Raw genomic sequence first — 18649 nt, 5'->3', positions numbered from 1 at the left:
CCGCGTGAACAAAGCACGGTGTGAAGGGCGGTGCCGCCGGCAGGGCCGGGGGCAGGGGTTCCGGGGTTGGGCCTCCCCGCAGCGTTCGTGGCCGAACCAGACGTCCTGGTGGACGTCCGGCACCCCGGCACGACGTGTGGCTGCGGGTGTGTATTCGCCTGCGTTCCGGACGGGGCCGGTGCGCTCTCGCCCTGGCGTGGGCGGTCAGGATCGGACGGAGCCGGTCGCTGAGCCGCGGGATTGTAGCCGTAACAGTGCGTTACGGGCAACTTCGGGCGTCGGGAAAGCCTGAACGGACCGCGGATGGGCCATAATGCCGCCATGCCCATCACCATCAAGACCCCCGAAGAGATCGAGAAGATGCGCGTCGCCGGCCGCCTGGCCGCCGAGGTGCTCCAGGTCGTCGCCCCGCACGTCAAGGCGGGCGTGACCACCGAGGAACTGGACCGCATCTGCCACGATCACATCGTCAACGTGCAGAAGGCGATCCCGGCCAACGTCGGCTACAAGGGATTCCCCAAGACCGTCTGCACCTCGGTCAACAATGTCATCTGCCACGGCATCCCGAGCGAGGCCAAGGTCCTGAAGGACGGCGACATCGTCAACATCGACGTCACCGTCATCAAGGACGGCTGGCACGGCGACACCAGCCGCATGTACGTCGTCGGCACGCCGTCGGTCATGGCGAAGCGCCTGGTCGACGTGACCCGCGAGGCGATGTTCCGAGGCATCCGCACGGTGAAGCCGGGCGCGACCCTGGGCGACATCGGCGCGGCGATCCAGCAGTACGCCGAAGCCGAGCGCTTCAGCGTGGTGCGCGAATACTGCGGCCATGGCATCGGGCGGATCTACCACGAGGATCCGCAGGTCCTGCATTACGGCCGCAACGGCGAAGGGCTCGTGCTCAAGCCGGGCATGACTTTCACCATCGAGCCGATGATCAACGAGGGCACGCGCTACACCAAGCTGCTGCCCGACGGCTGGACCGTGGTCACCAAGGACCGCAAGTTGTCCGCGCAGTGGGAGCACACCGTCGCGGTGACCGAGAACGGCGTGGAGATCCTCACCCGCGTGCCGGGTGACGACAACGACCTATGAGCGACCGCTCCGCCGCCGTCGATGAGCCTTCGGCGGCGCAGGGCAGTGCCGACCCGGCCGCGGCGATCCGCGCGGCCCTCGCCACGGTGGACGCCGGCCTCGCCAAGGCCTTCGACGGGGACCCCAACGCCGACATCGACCGCCTGCTCGCCGCGCGTGCAGGCGCGATGGATGCGCAGGTGCGCGCCGCGTGGAAGGCGTGCCTTCCGGACGACGCCCCGCTGGCGTTGTTCGCCGTCGGCGGCTACGGCCGCGCCGAACTGTTCCCGCAATCCGACGTCGACCTGCTCGTGCTCGCCGAACCCGACGCGCAGGCCGCGCACGCCGAAGCGCTGTCGCGTTTCGTCGCGCTGCTGTGGGACGGCGGCGTGCCGGTCGGCCATGCGGTGCGCTCGCCGGTGCAGTGCACGGAAGCGGCGGCCGACATCACCGTGCTCACCGCGATGCTGGAAGCGCGTCCGCTGGTCGCGCAGGTCGAACACCTGCACGCATTGCAGGCGGCGATCGCGCCCAGCCTGGTGTGGCCGGCGCGCGAGTTCTTCGCCGCCAAGCGCGAGGAACTGCGCCTGCGCCACGCGCGCTACGAAGACACCGCCGACAACCTCGAGCCCAACCTGAAGGAAGGCCCCGGCGGACTGCGCGACGTGCAGACGCTGCGCTGGATGGCGCTGCGCATCGTCGGCACGGGCGATCTGGAGTCGCTGGTCGCCATCGGCCAGTTCGGCGCGGACGAACTCGCCACGCTCGAACGCGAACGCCGCGCGCTGTCGCGCCTGCGCTTCGGCCTGCACCTGGTCGCCGGCAAGCGCGAGGAACGGCTGCGTTTCGATTACCAGAAAGTGCTGGCCGAGCGCCTGGGCCACGTCGACAACGCCGACAACCTCGCCGTCGAGCAGATGATGCAGGGGTTCTATCGCAGCGCCGCGCTGGTGCTGCGCATCGGCGAGCGGCTGCTGCAGCGTTTCGAGGAACAGATCGAAGGCGAAAGCACGCCGGTCGCGATCGACCACGCGTTCGAGCTGCGCCGCGATTACCTGTGCGCACGCGATCCGCACTGGCCGCGCGACGCCTACGACGTCTTCGCGCTGTTCGCGGTGTGGGCTTCGCACGATGCCGTCCGCGGACTGCATTCGCGCACGGCGCGCGCGCTGGCCGAATCGCTGTCGCGCGTGCCGGCGTTCCAGCAGGCCGAACCGGCCTTGCGCGAGCGTTTCATGGCGCTGCTGCGCGGCCCGCATCCGGTGCACGCGCTCGAACGCATGGCGCGCCTGGGCGTGCTCGGACGCTGGATCCCGGCGTTCGCGAAAGTCTCCGGCCGCATGCAGTTCGACCTGTTCCACGTATTCACGGTCGATCAGCACACGCTTGCGGTCCTGCGCAATCTCGCGCGCTTCGCATCGGGTATCGCCGACGAGCGCTTCAGCATCGCGCACGAGGTCTGGCCGCGCCTGCGCAAGCCGGAACTGCTGCTGCTCGCCGGGCTTTTCCACGACATCGGCAAGGGACGCGGCGGCGATCACTCCGAACTCGGCGCCGAGGATGCACGCATCTTCTGCAGCACCATGGGCCTGTCGCAGGCCGACGGTGCGCTGGTGGAATGGCTCGTCCGCCAGCACCTGCTGATGTCGGTGACCGCGCAGAAGCAGGACATCGCCGATCCCGAAGTCATCCACCGTTTCGCCGGCAAGGTCGCCGATCGCGAACGCCTCGATCATCTCTACCTGCTGACCTGCGCCGACATCGCCGGCACGTCGCCCAAGTTGTGGAACGCGTGGAAGGACCGGCTGCTCGCCGATCTCTACACCGCCACGCGCCTGGCGCTGCGACGCGGGCTCGAACATCCCGTCGCCGGCGACGAACGCGCGAACGAAACGCGCGACGCCGCGCGCGCGATGCTCGCCACGATGGGCATCGGCGACGAACAGGTCGATGCGCTGTACGCGCGCATGCCGCAGATCGGTTTCGAGCGCGGACGTCCCGACCAGATCGCGTGGCAGGCCGCTTCGCTGCGCGGCGTCGAACCGGGGCAGACGCGCGTTCGCGCTCGTGCGCTAGGCGAGCATGCCGGTGCGCTGGAAGTCTTCATCCATTCGCCCGATCGCGACGGCCTGTTCGCCGCGATCGTCGCCACGCTCGACCGCCTGGGCCTGGCAATCCAGCAGGCGCGGGTGCTCGACGGCCCGAACGGCATGGTGTTCGACAGCTTCGAAGTCGTGCCGATCGATCCGCGTTGCCCGCCGACGAGCGAAGAGGTCGAACAGCGCCTGGGCGCCGCGCTCGCCGGCGACCTGGATCGCATCCGGCCGGCGCGTCGCGCGCAGCCGCGTCATCTCAGGCATTTCCGCATCGCGCCGCAGATCGGTTTCGACACGCTGGAAAGCGACGCCGGCACGCGCACGATGCTCAGCCTGGTGTGCACCGACCGCCCCGGCCTGCTTGCGGACGTGACGCACGCGATCCGCAGCCAGGGCCTGCGCGTGCACGATGCGCGCATCGCGACCTTCGGCGAACGCGCCGAGGACGTGTTCCAGATCACCCATCCCCATCACGACGGGCGCGACGGCGCGCTCGATGAAACAAGGCGGCAGGCGCTGCGCGAAGCCTTGCTCGCCTGCCTCGAAGGAGACTGTTGAATGGCCCTGCAGAAGAAGACCGCCCGCAAGACCGCGCGCAAGAAGGCCGTGCCCGCCGGGCCGGGCGTGGACGAGCTGAAGTTCATGATCGACAGCGCCTTCGAGCGCCGCGCGATGCTGACGCTGGACGAGATCGAAGGCTCCACGCGCCCGACGGTGGAACGCGTGATTTCCGGCCTGGAGACCGGCGAATTCCGCGTCGCCGAGCCGGACGGCAAGGGCGGCTGGACGGTCAACGAATGGCTGAAGAAGGCGGTGTTGCTGTACTTCCGCGTGAACGACATGCAGGTCGTCGACGGGTATCCCGCGCCGTACTGGGACAAGGTGCCGGCACGTTTCGCCGGCTATGGCGAGTCGGACTTCCGCAAGCTGGGCGCGCGCGTCGTGCCGGGCGCCGTCGCGCGTCGCGGCGCGCACATCGGCAAGGACGTCGTGCTGATGCCGAGCTTCGTCAACATCGGCGCGCACGTGGGCGAGGGCACGATGGTCGACACGTGGGCGACGGTCGGTTCGTGCGCGCAGGTCGGCAAGCACTGCCATCTTTCCGGCGGCGCGGGCATCGGCGGCGTGCTGGAGCCGCTGCAGGCGAGCCCGACGATCATCGAGGACCACTGCTTCATCGGCGCGCGTTCGGAAGTCGTCGAAGGCGTGGTCGTGGGCCACCACAGCGTGATCGGCATGGGCGTGTTCCTCGGCCAGAGCACGCGCATCTACAACCGCGCGACGGGCGAGATCTCCTACGGTTTCGTGCCGCCGTACAGCGTCGTCGTCTCCGGCCAGCTGCCGGCGAAGGACGGCTCGCATTCGCTGTATTGCGCGGTGATCGTGAAGCAGGTGGATGCGAAGACGCGCAGCAAGACGAGCATCAATGATCTGTTGCGCGGGTTGGCGGAGTGACGCGGGAGCGGGGTTGAGGAAGTGAGGAGTGAGTTCGCTCCGCCTTCCGATATCACACTGCATCCTGCGCCCACTTCTCACTCTCGAGTCTTACTCCCATGACAACGCTCTACGGACTCAACAACTGCGACACCTGCAAGAAGGCCCGCAAGTGGCTGGATCGCTTCGGCGTCGCGCATTCCTTCGTCGATTACCGCGACCAGCGCCAGGCGCCGGACACGCTGGTGGAGTGGAAGGACCGGCTCGGCGGCTGGGACGCGATGATCAACAAGTCGTCTACGACCTGGCGCACCCTGCCAGACAACCGCAAGACGCCGGGCTCTGACGCGGAATGGAAGCTGCTGCTGAAGGAGTATCCGCAGCTGATCCGCCGCCCGGTGGTGATCACCGGGGACGGCGCGATCGCGCAGGGCTTCAGCGACAACGGCTTCAAGAAGCGCTTCGGAGTGGGCACCCTTGGCTGATGCATCCGCTGCCGACGAGGTGCTGGCGCTGGCGCTGGACCTGATCGCGCGTCCATCGGTCACGCCCGACGACGCCGGCTGCCAGGCGTCGATCTCGCGTCGCCTGGCGGCCGCGGGTTTCCGCTGCGAATCGCTGCGCTTCGGCGACGTCGACAACCTCTGGGCAGTGCACGGCAGCGAAGGCCCGACGCTGGTGCTGCTGGGTCACACCGACGTCGTGCCGCCGGGGCCGCGCGAGGCGTGGAGCAGCGATCCGTTCGTGCCGGAGATCCGCAACGGCGTGCTCTACGGGCGCGGCGCGGCCGACATGAAGGGCAGCGTGGCGGCGTTCGTCGTCGCGCTGGAGCGTTTCGTCGCCGCGCATCCGGACCATCCGGGCCGCGTCGCGCTGCTGGTCACGTCCGACGAGGAAGGCGATGCGGTCGACGGCGTGCGCCAGGTCGCCGAGGTCTTCCGCAAGCGCGGCGAGCGCATCGACTGGTGCATTACCGGGGAGCCGTCGTCGAAGGCGACGCTGGGCGACCTGCTGCGCGTGGGACGTCGCGGCACACTGTCGGCGACGCTCAACGTGATCGGCGTGCAGGGCCACGTGGCGTATCCGGAAAAGGCGCGCAACCCGATCCATCTCGCGATGCCGGCGCTGAGCGAGCTCGCCGCGCGGCGTTGGGACGACGGCTTCGAAACCTTTCCACCGACGAGCCTGCAGATCAGCAACATCCACTCGGGCACCGGCGCGAACAACGTGATTCCGGGCGAACTGCAGGCGCTGTTCAACCTGCGCTTCAATCCGAACTGGCGCGCCGAGCAGCTCGAACGCGAGTGCGAGGACGTGCTGCGTCGTCACGGCCTGGACTACACGATCCGCTGGCATCGCGGCGGCGAACCGTTCTACACGCCGGAAGGCCCGCTGCGCGCGGCGGCGCGTTCGGTGCTCGGCCGTTATTGCGGCCGCGCGCCGGAGGAGAGCACCGGCGGCGGCACGTCGGATGCGCGTTTCATCGCGCCGCTTGGCGCACAGTGCATCGAGATCGGACCGGTGAACGCGAGCATCCACAAGGTGGACGAAAACGTGTCCGTCTCCGATCTGCAGCGGTTGCCGGAACTGTATCGGGAGTTGATCGAGCGGATGCTGCTCGACTGAGTATCGCGATAGCGGTGATAGCCCGGGCAAGCGAAGCGCACCCGGGGAGCTGTCGCGTCTGAACCCGGGGGCGCTTCGCTTACCCGGGCTACAGAAAACTGCTCGAACGATATAACGCGTCGCGGCGCGGTCATCGTTGACACGACCGTATTGCCCGGGGGCGCGGTGCGCTTCGCTTACCCGGGCTACAAAAGCACGTTGCGGGAACGTCAGCCGTTCCCCGGCACCAGCTTCATCGTGTAACGCGTCTCGCCCGGCAGGAACGGCGTCGGCCGTCCCTGCACCCAATCCTCGTGCCCCGCGCCCCAGAACGGCGACATCGGATGCCCGCTCTGTCCGCCCGGCATGTGGATGATTCCGTCGGCCTCGTGGCCCGGCGCCACGACCATGCGCTCGGAGGCGCCGAACTCCGGTCCCTGCACGCGCGGCATGGCGCTGTCGCCGGGCAGTTCGTCGGCGGGCATGCACAGCTGCGGCTCGAGGAAACCGGGCAACGCACGCCACAGCGGATGGCAGATGCGCGCGGTGTTGCGCTCGCCCCAGGTGCGCTGCGCGATCGGGCCGCTCTTCGCCAGTTCGTCGCGCACTTCGCGTGCGGCGTCCTCGAACAACGCGTCCCACGACGCGAACCGGCGCGGCAGCAGGTTCGCCGGACGCTGCGTGACCAGCGGCCACGCAACGCCTTCGAAATGCGAAAGGTTCGGCATTTCGAACGCCTCACCCAGCGCGGCATGCGCGGGCGCGGTCAGGCCGTCGAGCAGGCGGTCGTGCACCGCGAGACGCCACGCGCGCACGATGCGGTAACTCGTCGAGTCCGCACTCGCGCGACCCTGCCACGTGGATGCGGCGACCGCGAGCTCGTGTAGCGCGGGCGTGTTCGCAACGCCATCGCGTTCGCGCAGCAACGTCCACCACCGCTGCAGGAACAGGGCGCGATCGTCGAGCTGGATCGCGAGCAGGTCGCGTTCGGCGAAACGATCCTTCGCGAACAGGCCGTCGCGGATCTGCTTCGCGCGCGCGCCGTTGGCGTAACCGCCATCGCCCACGCGCGACAGCAGCGTTCCATCGACCACGCGCGAATTCGCCGTCCACAGGCGCTGCACCGTGCCGATCGGCAGCGCGGTGCCGTGCGCGGTGGTGATCGGCCACGGCGCGCAGGCGTCGGGTTCGACGACCTGCGTCGCATCGCAACCGGCCCCACGCTGCGGCATCGGGCCGAGCAGGCGCCAGGTGATGCGCCCCTGCGAGTCGCCGATGGCGAGGTTCTGCGCGGGAATCGCCGTGCGATCGGCCATCGCGAGCGCGTCGTCGAGCGAGCGCGCGTGCAGGAATTCGGAAAGGCCGAGGTTCATCGAGCCGGGCCGGTGGGCGATCCAGCGCAGCGCGAGGCCGCTGCCGTCGCGTTCGCGGTGCAGGATCGGGCCCCACGCGGTTTCGTCCACCGGGAACTCGACGTCGTCGCTTCCCGCCACGCGAATGATCTCGATGTTGCGCGTCGCGCCCGCGCAGGTCTTCTCGCCGCAATCGGCCACGCGCTTCCAGTCGAGCCAGTCGCCGTAGCTGTTGGTGAAACCCCACGCGACGTGCCCGTTGCTGCCGACCACCAGCGCCGGCAGGCCGGGCAGGGTGAAGCCGTTCGCATCGACGCGACCGCCGTCGGCGCGCGGATCGGGATAACGCAATCGCGCGCGGAACCAGATGTTCGGTGCGCGCAGGCCCAGGTGCATGTCGTCGGCGACGATCGCGCGGCCGTCGGCGGTGAGCTGGCCGGACACGGCGAAATTGTTGCTGCCGACATCGGAACGTTCGGGTACGTCGGCCGGGCGCGACCCTTCCCGCATCGGCAGCGTGCGCAGGTCGACGGTCGAGGCGTCGGGCAGCGTCGCGTCGCCGCGCGGGCGGCCGGCGAGTGGCGCATCCCAGCTCGTGCCGTCGTGCGCGAGCAGCGCGAACAGCGCCGGCGGCAGATGCGGACGAAGGCGCCACATCGCCAGTTCGCGCTCGTTCTGCGCGTCCTGCAGGTCGAAATACATCGCGTAGCCGGTCAGCGCCGAGTCGGCCAGCGTCCAAGGCTCGGGCTGCGTGCGCAGAAGCAGGTAGGGCCACGGCCGCACCTTCAGCGCGGCGCGTCCGGCGTTGACGCCATCGACGTACGCCTGGGCCATCCCGCGCTTGTCGCCCAGGATCGCGTCCATGTGCTGCATCACGCGCGCGCGCATGCGGTGCACGCGGTGCCGCTTGTCCGTGTCGATGGCGACGGGCCCGAACAGCGCGGCCAGTTCGCCCGCGGCCGTGCGCCGCAGCAGGTCCATCTCGAAATAGCGTTCCTGCGCGTGCACGTAGCCGAGCGCGCGCATGGCGTCGTTCTCGTTGGCCGCATCGACCGTGACCACGCCGTTCGCATCGCGCTGGACCGTCACCGGGGCCGACAGGCCGGGCAGGGCGAGTTCGCCGTCGAGCCGCGGCAGGCTGCCGCGCATCAGCCACCAGCCGGCGAGCACCGCCGCCAGCAGTACCAGTACCAGCGCGACGAGCACGCGCCTGATCCACTTCGTCATGGGCCTGTCGCCTGTGGTGTCCCCGCGCCGAGCTTATCCGATGAACGGCGGCGCCGGCGGGCGGATGTCCCCTTGCAAGCGGGCCCGACCTCTTGCACGATCGAGCCATGACCTTCGTCCAGGCCACCGCCTACGCCGCCACTGCCGCCCTGCGCGGCGGCGCGCCCGCGCAGGGCCTGAACAACAACAACCGCAATAACGCCAGCCTCCCGCGGGCCGGTGATTAGCGCGTTGTAACCGCACTGAGCACCCACGAAGCCCGCGCCGCAAAGCGCGGGTTTTTTGTTTTTGTCCTCCCGAAAACCCCACCCCCGACCCCAGGAGTCATCGTCATGTGTTCCATCCTCGGCATCTTCGGCCTCCAACCCGGCGACGACGTGCAGGCCCTGCGCCGCCGTGCGCTGGAACTCTCGCAACGCCAGCGCCATCGCGGCCCTGACTGGAGCGGCGTCCACCTCGACGACGGCGCGATCCTGGTGCACGAGCGGCTGGCCATCGTCGATCCCGCCGGTGGTTCGCAGCCGCTGCGCTCGGCCGACGGCGAACTCGCGCTGGCGGTCAACGGCGAGATCTACAACCACCGCGAACTGGAGCAGGCGCTGGCGCAGCCGTACGCGTTCCAGACCGGTTCGGACTGCGAGGTCATCAACGCCCTGTACCGCCAGCGCGAGGACGTCGGCGAGTGGCTCGGCGAATTGAACGGCATCTTCGCCTTCGCGCTGTGGGACCGCGCGCGCGGACGGGTCCTCATCGCACGCGATCCCATCGGCGTGTGCCCGCTGTACTGGGGCCACGATCGCGACGGCCGCCTGTGCGTCGCCTCCGAGATGAAGGCGCTGGCCGACACCTGCGCCGACGTCGCGCAGTTCCCGCCCGGGCATTACTACGACAGCGAACGCGGCGAACCCGTGCGCTATTACCAGCGCCCCTGGCGCGACCACGCGGCGACCGAAGGCGTGGAGGTGTCGAAGCAGGAGCTGCGTGAAGCCTTCGAACGCGCCGTGCATCGCCAGCTGATGAGCGACGTGCCGTATGGCGTGCTGCTCTCCGGCGGCCTGGATTCCTCGCTTGTCGCCGCGGTGGCCGCGCGCTTCGCCCGCAAGCGCGTGGAGGACGACGACACTACCGAAGCGTGGTGGCCGCGCCTGCATTCCTTCGCGATCGGGCTGGAGGGTTCGCCCGACCTGGCCGCCGCCGAAATCGCGGCGAAGGCGCTGGGCACCGTGCATCACGGCTTCACCTACACCTTCGAGGAAGGCCTCGATGCGTTGCCGGAGGTGATCCGCCACATCGAAACCTTCGACGTCACGACGATCCGCGCGTCCACGCCGATGTTCCTGCTCGCGCGACGCATCAAGGCGATGGGCGTGAAGATGGTGCTCTCGGGCGAGGGCAGCGACGAGGTGTTCGGCGGTTACCTCTACTTCCACAAGGCGCCGGACGCCCGCGAATTCCACGAGGAAACCGTGCGCAAGCTCGACGCGCTGCACAACTACGACTGCCTGCGTGCGAACAAGTCGATGATGGCGTGGGGCGTGGAGCCGCGCGTGCCGTTCCTCGACGTCGAATTCCTCAACGTCGCCATGCGCATGGACGCGGCGCACAAGATGGTGCGCAAGGGGCCGAACGGCCGCTCGATCGAGAAGGCGATCCTGCGCGAGGCGTTCGAGGGCTACCTGCCGGATTCGATCCTGTGGCGGCAGAAGGAGCAATTCAGCGATGGCGTCGGCTATGGCTGGATCGACGGGCTGAAGGCGCATGCGGAAGCGCAGGTGAGCGACCGCGTGTTCGCGGCGGCGGCCAGCCGCTTCCCGGTGAACCCGCCGCAGACGAAGGAGGCATACCTCTACCGCCACATCTTCGAGCAGTTCTTCCCGGGCGTGGCCTGCGCGCAGACGGTGCCGGGCGGGAAGTCGATCGCGTGCTCGTCGCCGGTGGCGATCGCGTGGGACGCGGCCTTCGCGAAGATGGCCGACCCGTCCGGGCGGGCGGTGGCGGACGTCCACGAGGCGGCGAACGCGTGACGCGACGCCGTGCACGCGCGCGCGGCAACGGATACCTTGGGCGCTCTCCAACCGATGAGGTGCGCCGATGGATCGTCGCCGGTTCCTAGCCACGGGTGGTCTGGTCGCGGGCGGCCTGGCCGTTGCATCGCCCGCGCCGGCCGCGCAGGCCACCGGCGGTGGCCTCGCTGCGGACCCGGCGTTGTTCCGCGAGGTGAACTTCGTCCACGACGGACTCGGCCTGTCGCCGCGCGAATACGCGACGTTGCTGGACGAGGCGGCATCGAAGCGCGACCTGCCCGCGGACAACTACTCCAACGGCGGTGTCGTGGAGGAACTGGAAACCGCCTTCGCGAAGAAGCTCGGCAAGCAGGCGGCGATGTTCGTGCCGACCGGCACGCTCGCCAACCACATCGCGTTGCGCAAGCTCGCCGGCGAGAACCGCCGCGTGCTGGTGCAGGCCGAGAGCCATTTCTACGCCGACAGCGGCGATGCCGGCGACGTGCTGAGCGGCCTCAACCTGATCCCGCTCGCACAAGGGCAAAGCACGCTCGCGCTGGATGAGGTGAAGCGCTGGGTCGGGCTCTCGGCGAGCGGGCGCGTGCCGATGAGGGTCGGCGTGCTGTCGATCGAATCGCCGGTGCGTCGCTGCGATCACGCGATGGTCGATTTCGACGAACTCCAGCGCGTGTCCCGGTACGCGCGCGAGCAGGGCATCCGCCTGCACCTGGACGGCGCGCGCCTGTTCAACCTGCCGTACCACTCCGGGCGCGGCGTGCAGGAGTACGCCGCGCTGTTCGACACGGTGTTCGTGTCGCTGTGGAAGCACTTCAATGCGGCGTCGGGCGCCATCCTTGCGGGCGATTCGTCGTTCATCGAGGGGCTGTACCACATGCGGCGGATGTTCGGCGGTTCGTTGCCGCAGGCGTGGCCGGTGGCGGCGGTGGCGACGCAGTTCGTCGAATCCTACGAGGCGGACTATGCGCGTGCGTGGGAGGCGACGGACCGGGTGCTCGCGCTGCTCAAACCGGAGCGGCGTTTCAAGGTCCGCAGGGTACCGATGGGCACGAGCCGGTTCTTCCTGTCGGTCACGGGCGTGGATGCGACGGCATTCCGGACGCGCACGCGCCAGCGCGGCGTGTGGCTGCCACGTCCGGATCCGGACACGGGCGAGTTCGCCATGCAGGTGAACCCGAGCGTGCTGCGCGCGGCGCCGGATACCATCGCCCAGGCGCTGATGGCGGCCGTGAAGGCCTGATGCGCGGCCCGCGCGCATGCGACTGCGAGTGATTCCGATTCGGACGCGGTGCTTTCCGATCGGGCACCCTATGCGCCTGGCAAGGAGAGTCCCCCCATGAAAGGCCATCCCGAAGTCGTCGATTACCTGAAGATGCTGCTGCGCGGCGAACTGGCCGCGCGCGACCAGTACTTCATCCATTCCCGTCGTTACGAGGACATGGGCCTGCAGTCGCTGTACGAGCGCATCGACCACGAGATGCAGGAAGAAACCGAGCACGCCGACGCGTTGCTGCGGCGCATCCTGTTCCTGGAAGGCGATCCGGACATGCGTCCGGAACCGTTCGTCGCCGGTCATACGGTGGAGGAAATGCTGCAGCGCGACCTCGACGTCGAGTATCGCGTGCGCGCCGCGCTCGCGCAGGGCATGGCGCTGTGCGAGCAGCAGGGCGATTTCGTCAGCCGCGAAATCCTGCGCGTGCAGCTGCAGGACACCGAGGAAGATCATGCGCACTGGCTGGAGCAGCAGCTTGGGCTGATCCGCCGCCTGGGCATCCAGAACTACCTCACGGCGCGGCTGGCGCAGAAGTCCGCGTCCGCGGAGTGACGACGCTCCTGTAGCCCGGGTAAGCGGAGCGCACCCGGGGATCGCGCAGATCCAAAGAACGGCTGCTTGAACGATGTAACGCGCTGCGGCGCGGTCATCGTCGACATGACTGAATTACCCGGGGGGGGGCGGTGCGCTTCGCTTACCCGGGCTACAGAAGCTCGTTTCTCGTTCCCGACTCTTTCCCGTTCCTCGCTTGAAGGTCAGCGCTTCCGGTCCAGCCGATACACCGAGGTATGCAGCGCGGTCACGCCTTCCTCGACGAACCTCGGCTGCGATTCGAGGATGTCGCGGCGTTCCAGCGTTTCGACGTTCCAGTCGCGCCCGTAGAGCACGCGCACTTCGTCCTCGACCACGCTGAAAGGCGGGCCGGCCTTCTCATGCTGCGGGTATTCCAGTGTGATCAGCAGGCCACGGCTGTGCGAGGGCAGGCGGGCGTAGAGCTCGTGCACGTAGCGGCGGCGAAGCTCGGCGGGAAGCGCGATCAGCGCCGCGCGGTCGAACACCGCCCCGCAATCGGCCAGCGCCGCTTCGTCCAGGCCGAACGCATCGCCGCAGATCAGCTCGATGTCGCCGGCGCGGTAGTGCGTGCCGTACTTCGATTCGCTCACCTCGGGCGTGACGCCGTGGCCGGCGAAGAACGCCTCGATGGCGATGCGCGACAGCTCCACGCCCAGCACGCGATAGCCCTGCGCGGCGAACCACGCCATGTCGAGCGACTTGCCCGCCAGCGGCACGAACACGCGCGTGCCCGGCACGATGCCGAGCGACGGCCAATGCTTGAGCATCAGCGGTGTCGGCGCGTCCTGGTGGAAGCCGATCTGGTTGTCGGCCCAGCGTTGATGCCAGAAGTCGGGGTGCATGATTCGTCCTTGTGCTGGAGCAGCGACAACGCTTCGCACCGTCCCGTCATCCGGCGAAGGCCGGAATCCAGGCTGTCACGGTACCAGTGTCGGTGTCGTCGCGTTCGTAATGGTTGCCGGCCTGGATCCGGGCCTTCGCCGGGATGACGGGATGGGGTGGGTACGTCGCAGCGAGCGCGAGGCGCTCGCTGCGCCTTACTCGACCGCCAGGCCTTCGACCTTCTGCCACCCGCGCGGCAGCAACCCGCCGCGCGTCGCGCGTGCGCCGAGGTAGGTGTCCAGGTCCTTGAACGTGATCGACATCGTGCGCGCACCGGATTTCACCACCAGCGTGCCGCCCGGCGACACGACCGCGACGGCGACCACGCGCTCGGTGCCGAGCTTCGCCTTCGGGATGTCGATGAGCTTGTTGCCCTTGCCCTTGTCGAGTTCCGGCAGCTCGCCGACCGGGAACGCCAGCAGGTGGCCGACGTTGGTCACCACCGCGATGCGGTCCTGTTCGACGCTGTTCACCGGCGCCGGCTGCACCACCTTCGCGCCCGGCGTGAGCGAGAGCATCGCCTTGCCGGCCTTGTTGCGGCCGGTGAGGTTCTCGAAGCGGGTGACGAAACCGTAGCCATGGCTCGACGCGAGCACGAAACGCGTGTCGTTGTCGCCGCTGGCGAGCGCCTGGAACGACGCGCCCGGTGCTGGCGAGAAGCGGCCCGTCAGCGGTTCGCCGTTGCCGCGCGCGGACGGCAGCGAATGCACGACGGTCGAGTACGCACGGCCGGTCGAATCCAGGAACGCGACCTGCTGCGTGCTGCGGCTCTTCACCGCGCCCAGGAGCTCGTCGCCTTCGCGGTAGTTGAGCGCGCCGGCGTCGATGTCGTGGCCCTTCGCCGCGCGCACCCAGCCCTTCTCGCTGAGCACGACGGTCATCGGCTCGCTCGCGACCAGTTCGGTCTCGCTCAGCGCCTGCGCGGCGCCGCGCGCGACCAGCGGGGAGCGGCGCGCATCGCCGAACTTCTTCGCATCGGCCAGCAGTTCGTCCTTCACCAGCTTCTTCAGCTTGGCGCGGCTTTCCAGCGTGGCGACGATGCGTTCGCGCTCGGCCTTGAGCTCGTCTTCCTCGCCGCGGATCTTCATCTCTTCCAGGCGCGCCAGCTGGCGCAGCCGGGTTTCGAGGATGTAGTCGGTCTGCTCCTCGCTGAGCTTGAAGCGCTTCATCAGGACGGGCTTGGGCTCGTCCTCGGTGCGGATGATGCGGATCACCTCATCGAGGTTGAGGAACGCGGCCAGCAGGCCTTCCAGCAGGTGCAGGCGGCGCTCGACCTTGTCCAGGCGATGCTTGAGGCGGCGCGTCACCGTTTCGGTGCGGAACGCCAGCCATTCGGTCAGCAGCGCCTTCAGGCCCTTGACCTGCGGGCGGCCGTCGCGACCGATGATGTTGAAGTTGACGCGATAGCTCTTCTCGAGGTCCGTCGTCGCGAACAGGTGGCCCATCAGCTGCTCGGCGTCCACGCGGTTGCTGCGCGGCACGAGCACGATGCGGGTCGGGTTCGCGTGGTCGGATTCGTCGCGGATGTCCTCCAGCCACGGCAGTTTCTTCGCGCGCATCTGCGTGGCGATCTGCTCGATCACCTTGCCCGGCGAAGTCTGGTACGGCAGGGCGGTGATGACGAGGTTCGGGCCGTCCTTCTCGTAGACGGCGCGGGCACGCACGCTGCCCAGGCCCGTTTCGTACATCTGGATGAGGTCCGCCGCCGGCGTGATGATCTCCGCCGTGGTCGGGTAATCCGGGCCGCGCACGTGTTCGCACAGGTCGCGCGTGGTGGCGTCGGGGTCGTCGAGCAGGCGCACGCACGCACTGACGACTTCATTGAGGTTGTGCGGCGGCACGTCGGTCGCCATGCCGACCGCGATGCCGGTGGTGCCGTTGAGCAGCAGGTGCGGCAGTCGCGCCGGCATCCACGAGGGCTCTTCCAGCGTGCCGTCGAAGTTGGGCGTCCAGTCGACCGTGCCCTGGCCGAGCTCGCCCAGCAGCACCTCGGCGATCGGCGTCAGCTTGGCTTCGGTGTAGCGCATCGCGGCAAAAGACTTCGGATCGTCGCTGGAACCGAAATTGCCCTGGCCTTCGATCAGCGGATAGCGGTACGAGAACGGCTGGGCCATCAGCACCATCGCCTCGTAGCAGGCGCTGTCGCCGTGCGGGTGGTACTTGCCGATCACGTCGCCTACGGTGCGCGCGGACTTCTTCGGCTTGGACGCCGCGTTCAGTCCCAGCTCGCTCATCGAATAGATGATGCGGCGCTGCACCGGCTTGAGCCCGTCGCCGAGGAACGGCAGGGCGCGGTCGAGCACCACGTACATCGAGTAATCGAGGTAGGCGCGCTCGGCGTACTCGCGCAGCGGGATCTGTTCGAAGCCGTGGAATGCCGGACGGACGGTATCGTTCATGTAGCGGTACGGACCAGGTGAGTCGGGGATGCGGTGATTCTAAGCGGCGCGCGCGGGAAGCGGCCGGCGCGCCGGCACGGTTCAGCGATGCAGTTCGCCGGCGGCTTCGGGCTGGTAGCGGATCGACAGCACGCGCAGACGGATCGTGCGACCGCCGGGCAGCGGCCATTCGATGGAATCGCCCACGTGCAGGCCGAGCAGGGCGCTGCCGACCGGCGCGAGGATCGACACCTTTTCCGCGCTGCCGTCGGCGTCGCGCGGGAAGACCAGCGTCAGTTCGCGCTCCTCGCCGCTGGTTTCGTCGAGGAAACGGGCGGTGGAATTCATGGTGATGACGTCCGGCGGCATCTGCGCGGGCTCGACGATGGTCGCGCGCTCCAGTTCGGCCTCCAGCGCGGACGTGTCCACGTTCTGGGCGGCCGGGGTTTCCAGCAGCGACTCGATGCGCTCCACATCCAGGCGCGACATCAGCAGCAGGGGCTTGGGTTCGGACATTGCGGCTCTCCAAAGCAACGCGGGCGCCGCACCGGATGCGCCGCCCGCAGACGAAAATGTCCGGCGACCATAGCCCCGAGCGGGTCGGGCTTTCAAGCCGACAATGCCGGACCGGGCGGGGCGCGGGGGGCTCCGGCGGTCGGCCGCCGTCCCAGGCTGCATCGAAGGTGAAAATTTTCGTGACGGGGCGTTGACAAGCCGCCCGTCGCACCGCAACATACGCGGCCTCGCACGGCGAAACACCGTAGCGATGCCCAGGTGGCGGAATTGGTAGACGCACTAGTTTCAGGTACTAGCGGGTAAAACCGTGGAGGTTCGAGTCCTCTCCTGGGCACCAGATGATTCACGCTGAATGGCCTTCGGGCCCGGCACAAGAACCCGCGCATTGCGCGGGTTTTTTGTTTTCTGCGGCTGGCGAATCGGCTTGCGGTGAGCCTGCGGTGGTCCTTGCGATGCCGAGGGCAGGCACTCCCTCCCCGCGAATGCTGGGGAGGGCTGAAGTGCAGCACCTCTGCCTGTGTAGCCCGGGTAAGGCCGCAGGCCGCACCCGGGACAGCGTCACCGGAGACGTAACACCCCGGGTGCGCTTCGCTTACCCGGGCTACAACAGCTTCGGCGCGGGCAGCGTGAATCGCCCGGCGAACGCGGGAATGACAAGCAGGAGTGAAAGCAAGAACACGGACGGCCCCAAGTCCGCTTCTTCTTCTTCATCTTCATCCCTTCGCTTCACCATCCCGTCCCGCAGCTTCTTCCTCTTCTTCATCAGCAACGCCCAAGCGTGCGCCATACCGCGCACACGCGTGAACGTCCCCGAACATCCACTTCACAGCCACATACCCCTGCGTCCGCAAGCTGGTTCCGTCCCATCGAACGGCACCCTCATGCGTACTGGAATCGATACGCCCGAAGGCCGCCTCGGCATCGTGATGCCGGGACTGGGCGCGGTGGCCACGACTTTCATCGCCGGCGTGGAGGCGATCCGCAAGCACGGCGCGCAGCCCATCGGATCGCTCACGCAGATGGGCAACATCCGCCTCGGCAAACGCACCGAGAACCGCTGCCCGCGCGTGCGCGACTTCGTGCCGCTCGCGCCGCTGGACGACATCGTGTTCGGCGGCTGGGACGTCTACGACGACAGCGTCTACGAGTCCGCGCGCAACGCACGCGTGCTCGACGCGGCGCTGCTCGATTCGGTGAAGGACGAACTCGACGCGATCCGGCCCATGCCGGCGGTGTTCGATCCCGCGTTCGTGCCGAACCTTGGAGGTCGCCACGTCAAGCGCGAGACGCATGCGATGGAACGCGTCGAAGCCGTCGCCGACGACCTGCGGCGTTTCCGCCGCGAACACGATTGCTCGCGCATGGCGATGGTGTGGTGCGGATCGACCGAGAAATACCTCGAACGCCACGACGTGCACGCCACGCTCGACGCATTCGAGCAGGCCCTGCGCGACAACCATCCGGCGATCGCGCCGTCGATGATCTACGCCTACGCCGCGATCTCTCAGGGCATTCCCTTCGTCAATGGCGCGCCGAACCTGACGTGCGACATCCCGGCGATGGTCGAACTCGCGCTGAAGACCGGCACGCCCATCGGCGGCAAGGATTTCAAGACCGGGCAGACGCTGATGAAGACCATCCTCGCGCCAGGTTTGCAGGCGCGCGCGCTCGGCATCCGCGGCTGGTTCTCGTCGAACATCCTGGGCAACCGCGACGGGCTGGTGCTCGATCATCCCGACAACTTCCGTACCAAGGAAGTTTCGAAACTCGGTGTGCTCGAGGACATCCTGCGCCCGGAACTGAGCCCGGAGCTCTACGGCGACCTGTACCACAAGGTGCGCATCAACTATTACCCGCCGCACGGCGACAACAAGGAAAGCTGGGACAACATCGACATCTTCGGATGGCTCGGCTATCCGATGCAGATCAAGATCAACTTCCTGTGCCGCGATTCGATCCTCGCCGCGCCGATCGTGCTGGATCTTGCGCTGTTCATCGATCTGGCCAAACGCGCCGGGATGTCCGGCATCCAGGAATGGCTGTCGTTCTATTTCAAGTCGCCGCAGACGGCGCCCGGCTTGCGGCCGGAACACGACATCTTCCGCCAGCTGATCAAGCTGCAGAACACGCTTCGCCACCTGATGGGCGAGGACCTCATCACCCACCTGGGCCTGGACTACTACCAGGAACTGGTGGAAGCGCTCTGACGAACTGC

The 18649-nt window shown here is 68.2% G+C and carries 14 protein-coding genes and 1 tRNA gene; 10 read left to right on the top strand and 5 right to left on the bottom strand.

Annotated features, from left to right (window positions below; translation table 11 throughout):
- Positions 1–303 precede the first annotated feature (303 nt).
- The 5 genes from map (at position 304) to dapE (ending at position 6233) form a co-directional block, all read left to right on the top strand.
- Positions 304–1098 (top strand): type I methionyl aminopeptidase, encoded by a 795-nt coding sequence (gene map, locus I4U41_RS02835; protein WP_425492461.1) that lies wholly within the window; start codon positions 304–306, stop codon positions 1096–1098.
- Positions 1095–3731, top strand: a complete 2637-nt coding sequence (glnD, locus tag I4U41_RS02830) for a [protein-PII] uridylyltransferase (RefSeq protein ID WP_206859591.1) — start codon at positions 1095–1097, stop codon at positions 3729–3731. The genes map and glnD overlap by 4 nt, the downstream gene beginning before the upstream one ends.
- Positions 3732–4628, top strand: a complete 897-nt coding sequence (gene dapD, locus I4U41_RS02825) for a 2,3,4,5-tetrahydropyridine-2,6-dicarboxylate N-succinyltransferase (RefSeq protein ID WP_206859590.1) — start codon at positions 3732–3734, stop codon at positions 4626–4628. It abuts the gene before it with no gap.
- A 98-nt stretch (positions 4629–4726) separates the two neighbouring features.
- Complete coding sequence (locus I4U41_RS02820; RefSeq protein ID WP_206859589.1) at positions 4727–5092, top strand: Spx/MgsR family RNA polymerase-binding regulatory protein; 366 nt, start codon at positions 4727–4729, stop codon at positions 5090–5092.
- Positions 5085–6233, top strand: coding sequence for a succinyl-diaminopimelate desuccinylase (gene dapE / locus I4U41_RS02815; protein ID WP_242524976.1), 1149 nt, complete (start codon positions 5085–5087; stop codon positions 6231–6233). The genes I4U41_RS02820 and dapE overlap by 8 nt, the downstream gene beginning before the upstream one ends.
- A gap of 209 nt (positions 6234–6442) precedes the next feature.
- Here the strand turns inward: dapE and I4U41_RS02810 are convergent, their stop codons facing one another.
- Entirely contained in the window at positions 6443–8791 is a 2349-nt protein-coding gene (locus tag I4U41_RS02810; RefSeq protein ID WP_206859585.1) for a penicillin acylase family protein, read from the bottom strand.
- A gap of 332 nt (positions 8792–9123) precedes the next feature.
- Here I4U41_RS02810 and asnB point away from each other — a divergent pair, with 332 nt between their 5' ends.
- The 3 genes from asnB to bfr all read left to right on the top strand — a co-directional run bounded on the left by asnB (position 9124) and on the right by bfr (position 12637).
- Complete coding sequence (gene asnB / locus I4U41_RS02805) at positions 9124–10815, top strand: asparagine synthase B (RefSeq protein WP_206859583.1); 1692 nt, start codon at positions 9124–9126, stop codon at positions 10813–10815.
- A 67-nt stretch (positions 10816–10882) separates the two neighbouring features.
- A complete protein-coding gene (locus tag I4U41_RS02800; RefSeq protein ID WP_206859580.1) occupies positions 10883–12052 on the top strand; it encodes a threonine aldolase family protein in 1170 nt (389 codons plus the stop codon).
- A gap of 96 nt (positions 12053–12148) precedes the next feature.
- On the top strand, positions 12149–12637 hold the full coding sequence (gene bfr, locus I4U41_RS02795; protein WP_206859578.1) for a bacterioferritin: 489 nt from the start codon (positions 12149–12151) through the stop codon (positions 12635–12637).
- Positions 12638–12840: 203 nt separating this feature from the next.
- Here bfr and I4U41_RS02790 read toward each other — a convergent pair whose 3' ends face one another.
- From I4U41_RS02790 to rnk, 3 genes are all read right to left on the bottom strand, one after another.
- On the bottom strand, positions 12841–13500 hold the full coding sequence (locus I4U41_RS02790) for a thiopurine S-methyltransferase (protein WP_206859576.1): 660 nt from the start codon (positions 13498–13500) through the stop codon (positions 12841–12843).
- A 195-nt stretch (positions 13501–13695) separates the two neighbouring features.
- A complete protein-coding gene (parC, locus tag I4U41_RS02785) occupies positions 13696–15939 on the bottom strand; it encodes a DNA topoisomerase IV subunit A (RefSeq protein WP_206859574.1) in 2244 nt (747 codons plus the stop codon).
- Positions 15940–16020: 81 nt separating this feature from the next.
- A complete protein-coding gene (gene rnk, locus I4U41_RS02780; protein WP_206859572.1) occupies positions 16021–16434 on the bottom strand; it encodes a nucleoside diphosphate kinase regulator in 414 nt (137 codons plus the stop codon).
- A 252-nt stretch (positions 16435–16686) separates the two neighbouring features.
- Between rnk and I4U41_RS02775 the strand changes: the two genes are divergently transcribed.
- Positions 16687–16771, top strand: a tRNA-Leu gene (locus I4U41_RS02775).
- A 264-nt stretch (positions 16772–17035) separates the two neighbouring features.
- On the opposite strand, the gene I4U41_RS02770 is transcribed toward I4U41_RS02775, so the two are convergent.
- Complete coding sequence (locus I4U41_RS02770; RefSeq protein ID WP_206859570.1) at positions 17036–17197, bottom strand: hypothetical protein; 162 nt, start codon at positions 17195–17197, stop codon at positions 17036–17038.
- Between the two features lie 118 nt (positions 17198–17315).
- Between I4U41_RS02770 and I4U41_RS02765 the strand changes: the two genes are divergently transcribed.
- Positions 17316–18641: an inositol-3-phosphate synthase gene (locus I4U41_RS02765; protein WP_206859569.1), complete on the top strand. Its 1326-nt coding sequence runs from the start codon at positions 17316–17318 to the stop codon at positions 18639–18641.
- Positions 18642–18649 lie beyond the last annotated feature (8 nt).

The sequence above is a fragment of the Lysobacter changpingensis genome, assembly GCF_017308985.1.
In the GTDB taxonomy this organism is placed as follows: Bacteria; Pseudomonadota; Gammaproteobacteria; order Xanthomonadales; family Xanthomonadaceae; genus Lysobacter_J; species Lysobacter_J changpingensis.
The sequence above is the reverse complement of the archived record's forward strand: the minus strand, read 5'-3'. Positions and strand labels throughout refer to the sequence as shown.

What these genes read in the sequence shown, in the direction of transcription:
- map (WP_425492461.1), top strand. Translation starts at nt 304, where the DNA reads ATGGGCCATAATGCCGCCATGCCCATCACCATCAAGACCCCCGAAGAG.
- glnD (WP_206859591.1), top strand. Translation starts at nt 1,095, where the DNA reads ATGAGCGACCGCTCCGCCGCCGTCGATGAGCCTTCGGCGGCGCAGGGC.
- dapD (WP_206859590.1), top strand. Translation starts at nt 3,732, where the DNA reads ATGGCCCTGCAGAAGAAGACCGCCCGCAAGACCGCGCGCAAGAAGGCC.
- I4U41_RS02820 (WP_206859589.1), top strand. Translation starts at nt 4,727, where the DNA reads ATGACAACGCTCTACGGACTCAACAACTGCGACACCTGCAAGAAGGCC.
- I4U41_RS02810 (WP_206859585.1), bottom strand. Translation starts at nt 8,791, where the DNA reads ATGACGAAGTGGATCAGGCGCGTGCTCGTCGCGCTGGTACTGGTACTG.
- asnB (WP_206859583.1), top strand. Translation starts at nt 9,124, where the DNA reads ATGTGTTCCATCCTCGGCATCTTCGGCCTCCAACCCGGCGACGACGTG.
- I4U41_RS02800 (WP_206859580.1), top strand. Translation starts at nt 10,883, where the DNA reads ATGGATCGTCGCCGGTTCCTAGCCACGGGTGGTCTGGTCGCGGGCGGC.
- bfr (WP_206859578.1), top strand. Translation starts at nt 12,149, where the DNA reads ATGAAAGGCCATCCCGAAGTCGTCGATTACCTGAAGATGCTGCTGCGC.
- I4U41_RS02790 (WP_206859576.1), bottom strand. Translation starts at nt 13,500, where the DNA reads ATGCACCCCGACTTCTGGCATCAACGCTGGGCCGACAACCAGATCGGC.
- parC (WP_206859574.1), bottom strand. Translation starts at nt 15,939, where the DNA reads ATGAACGATACCGTCCGTCCGGCATTCCACGGCTTCGAACAGATCCCG.
- rnk (WP_206859572.1), bottom strand. Translation starts at nt 16,434, where the DNA reads ATGTCCGAACCCAAGCCCCTGCTGCTGATGTCGCGCCTGGATGTGGAG.
- I4U41_RS02770 (WP_206859570.1), bottom strand. Translation starts at nt 17,197, where the DNA reads ATGAAGAAGAGGAAGAAGCTGCGGGACGGGATGGTGAAGCGAAGGGAT.
- I4U41_RS02765 (WP_206859569.1), top strand. Translation starts at nt 17,316, where the DNA reads ATGCGTACTGGAATCGATACGCCCGAAGGCCGCCTCGGCATCGTGATG.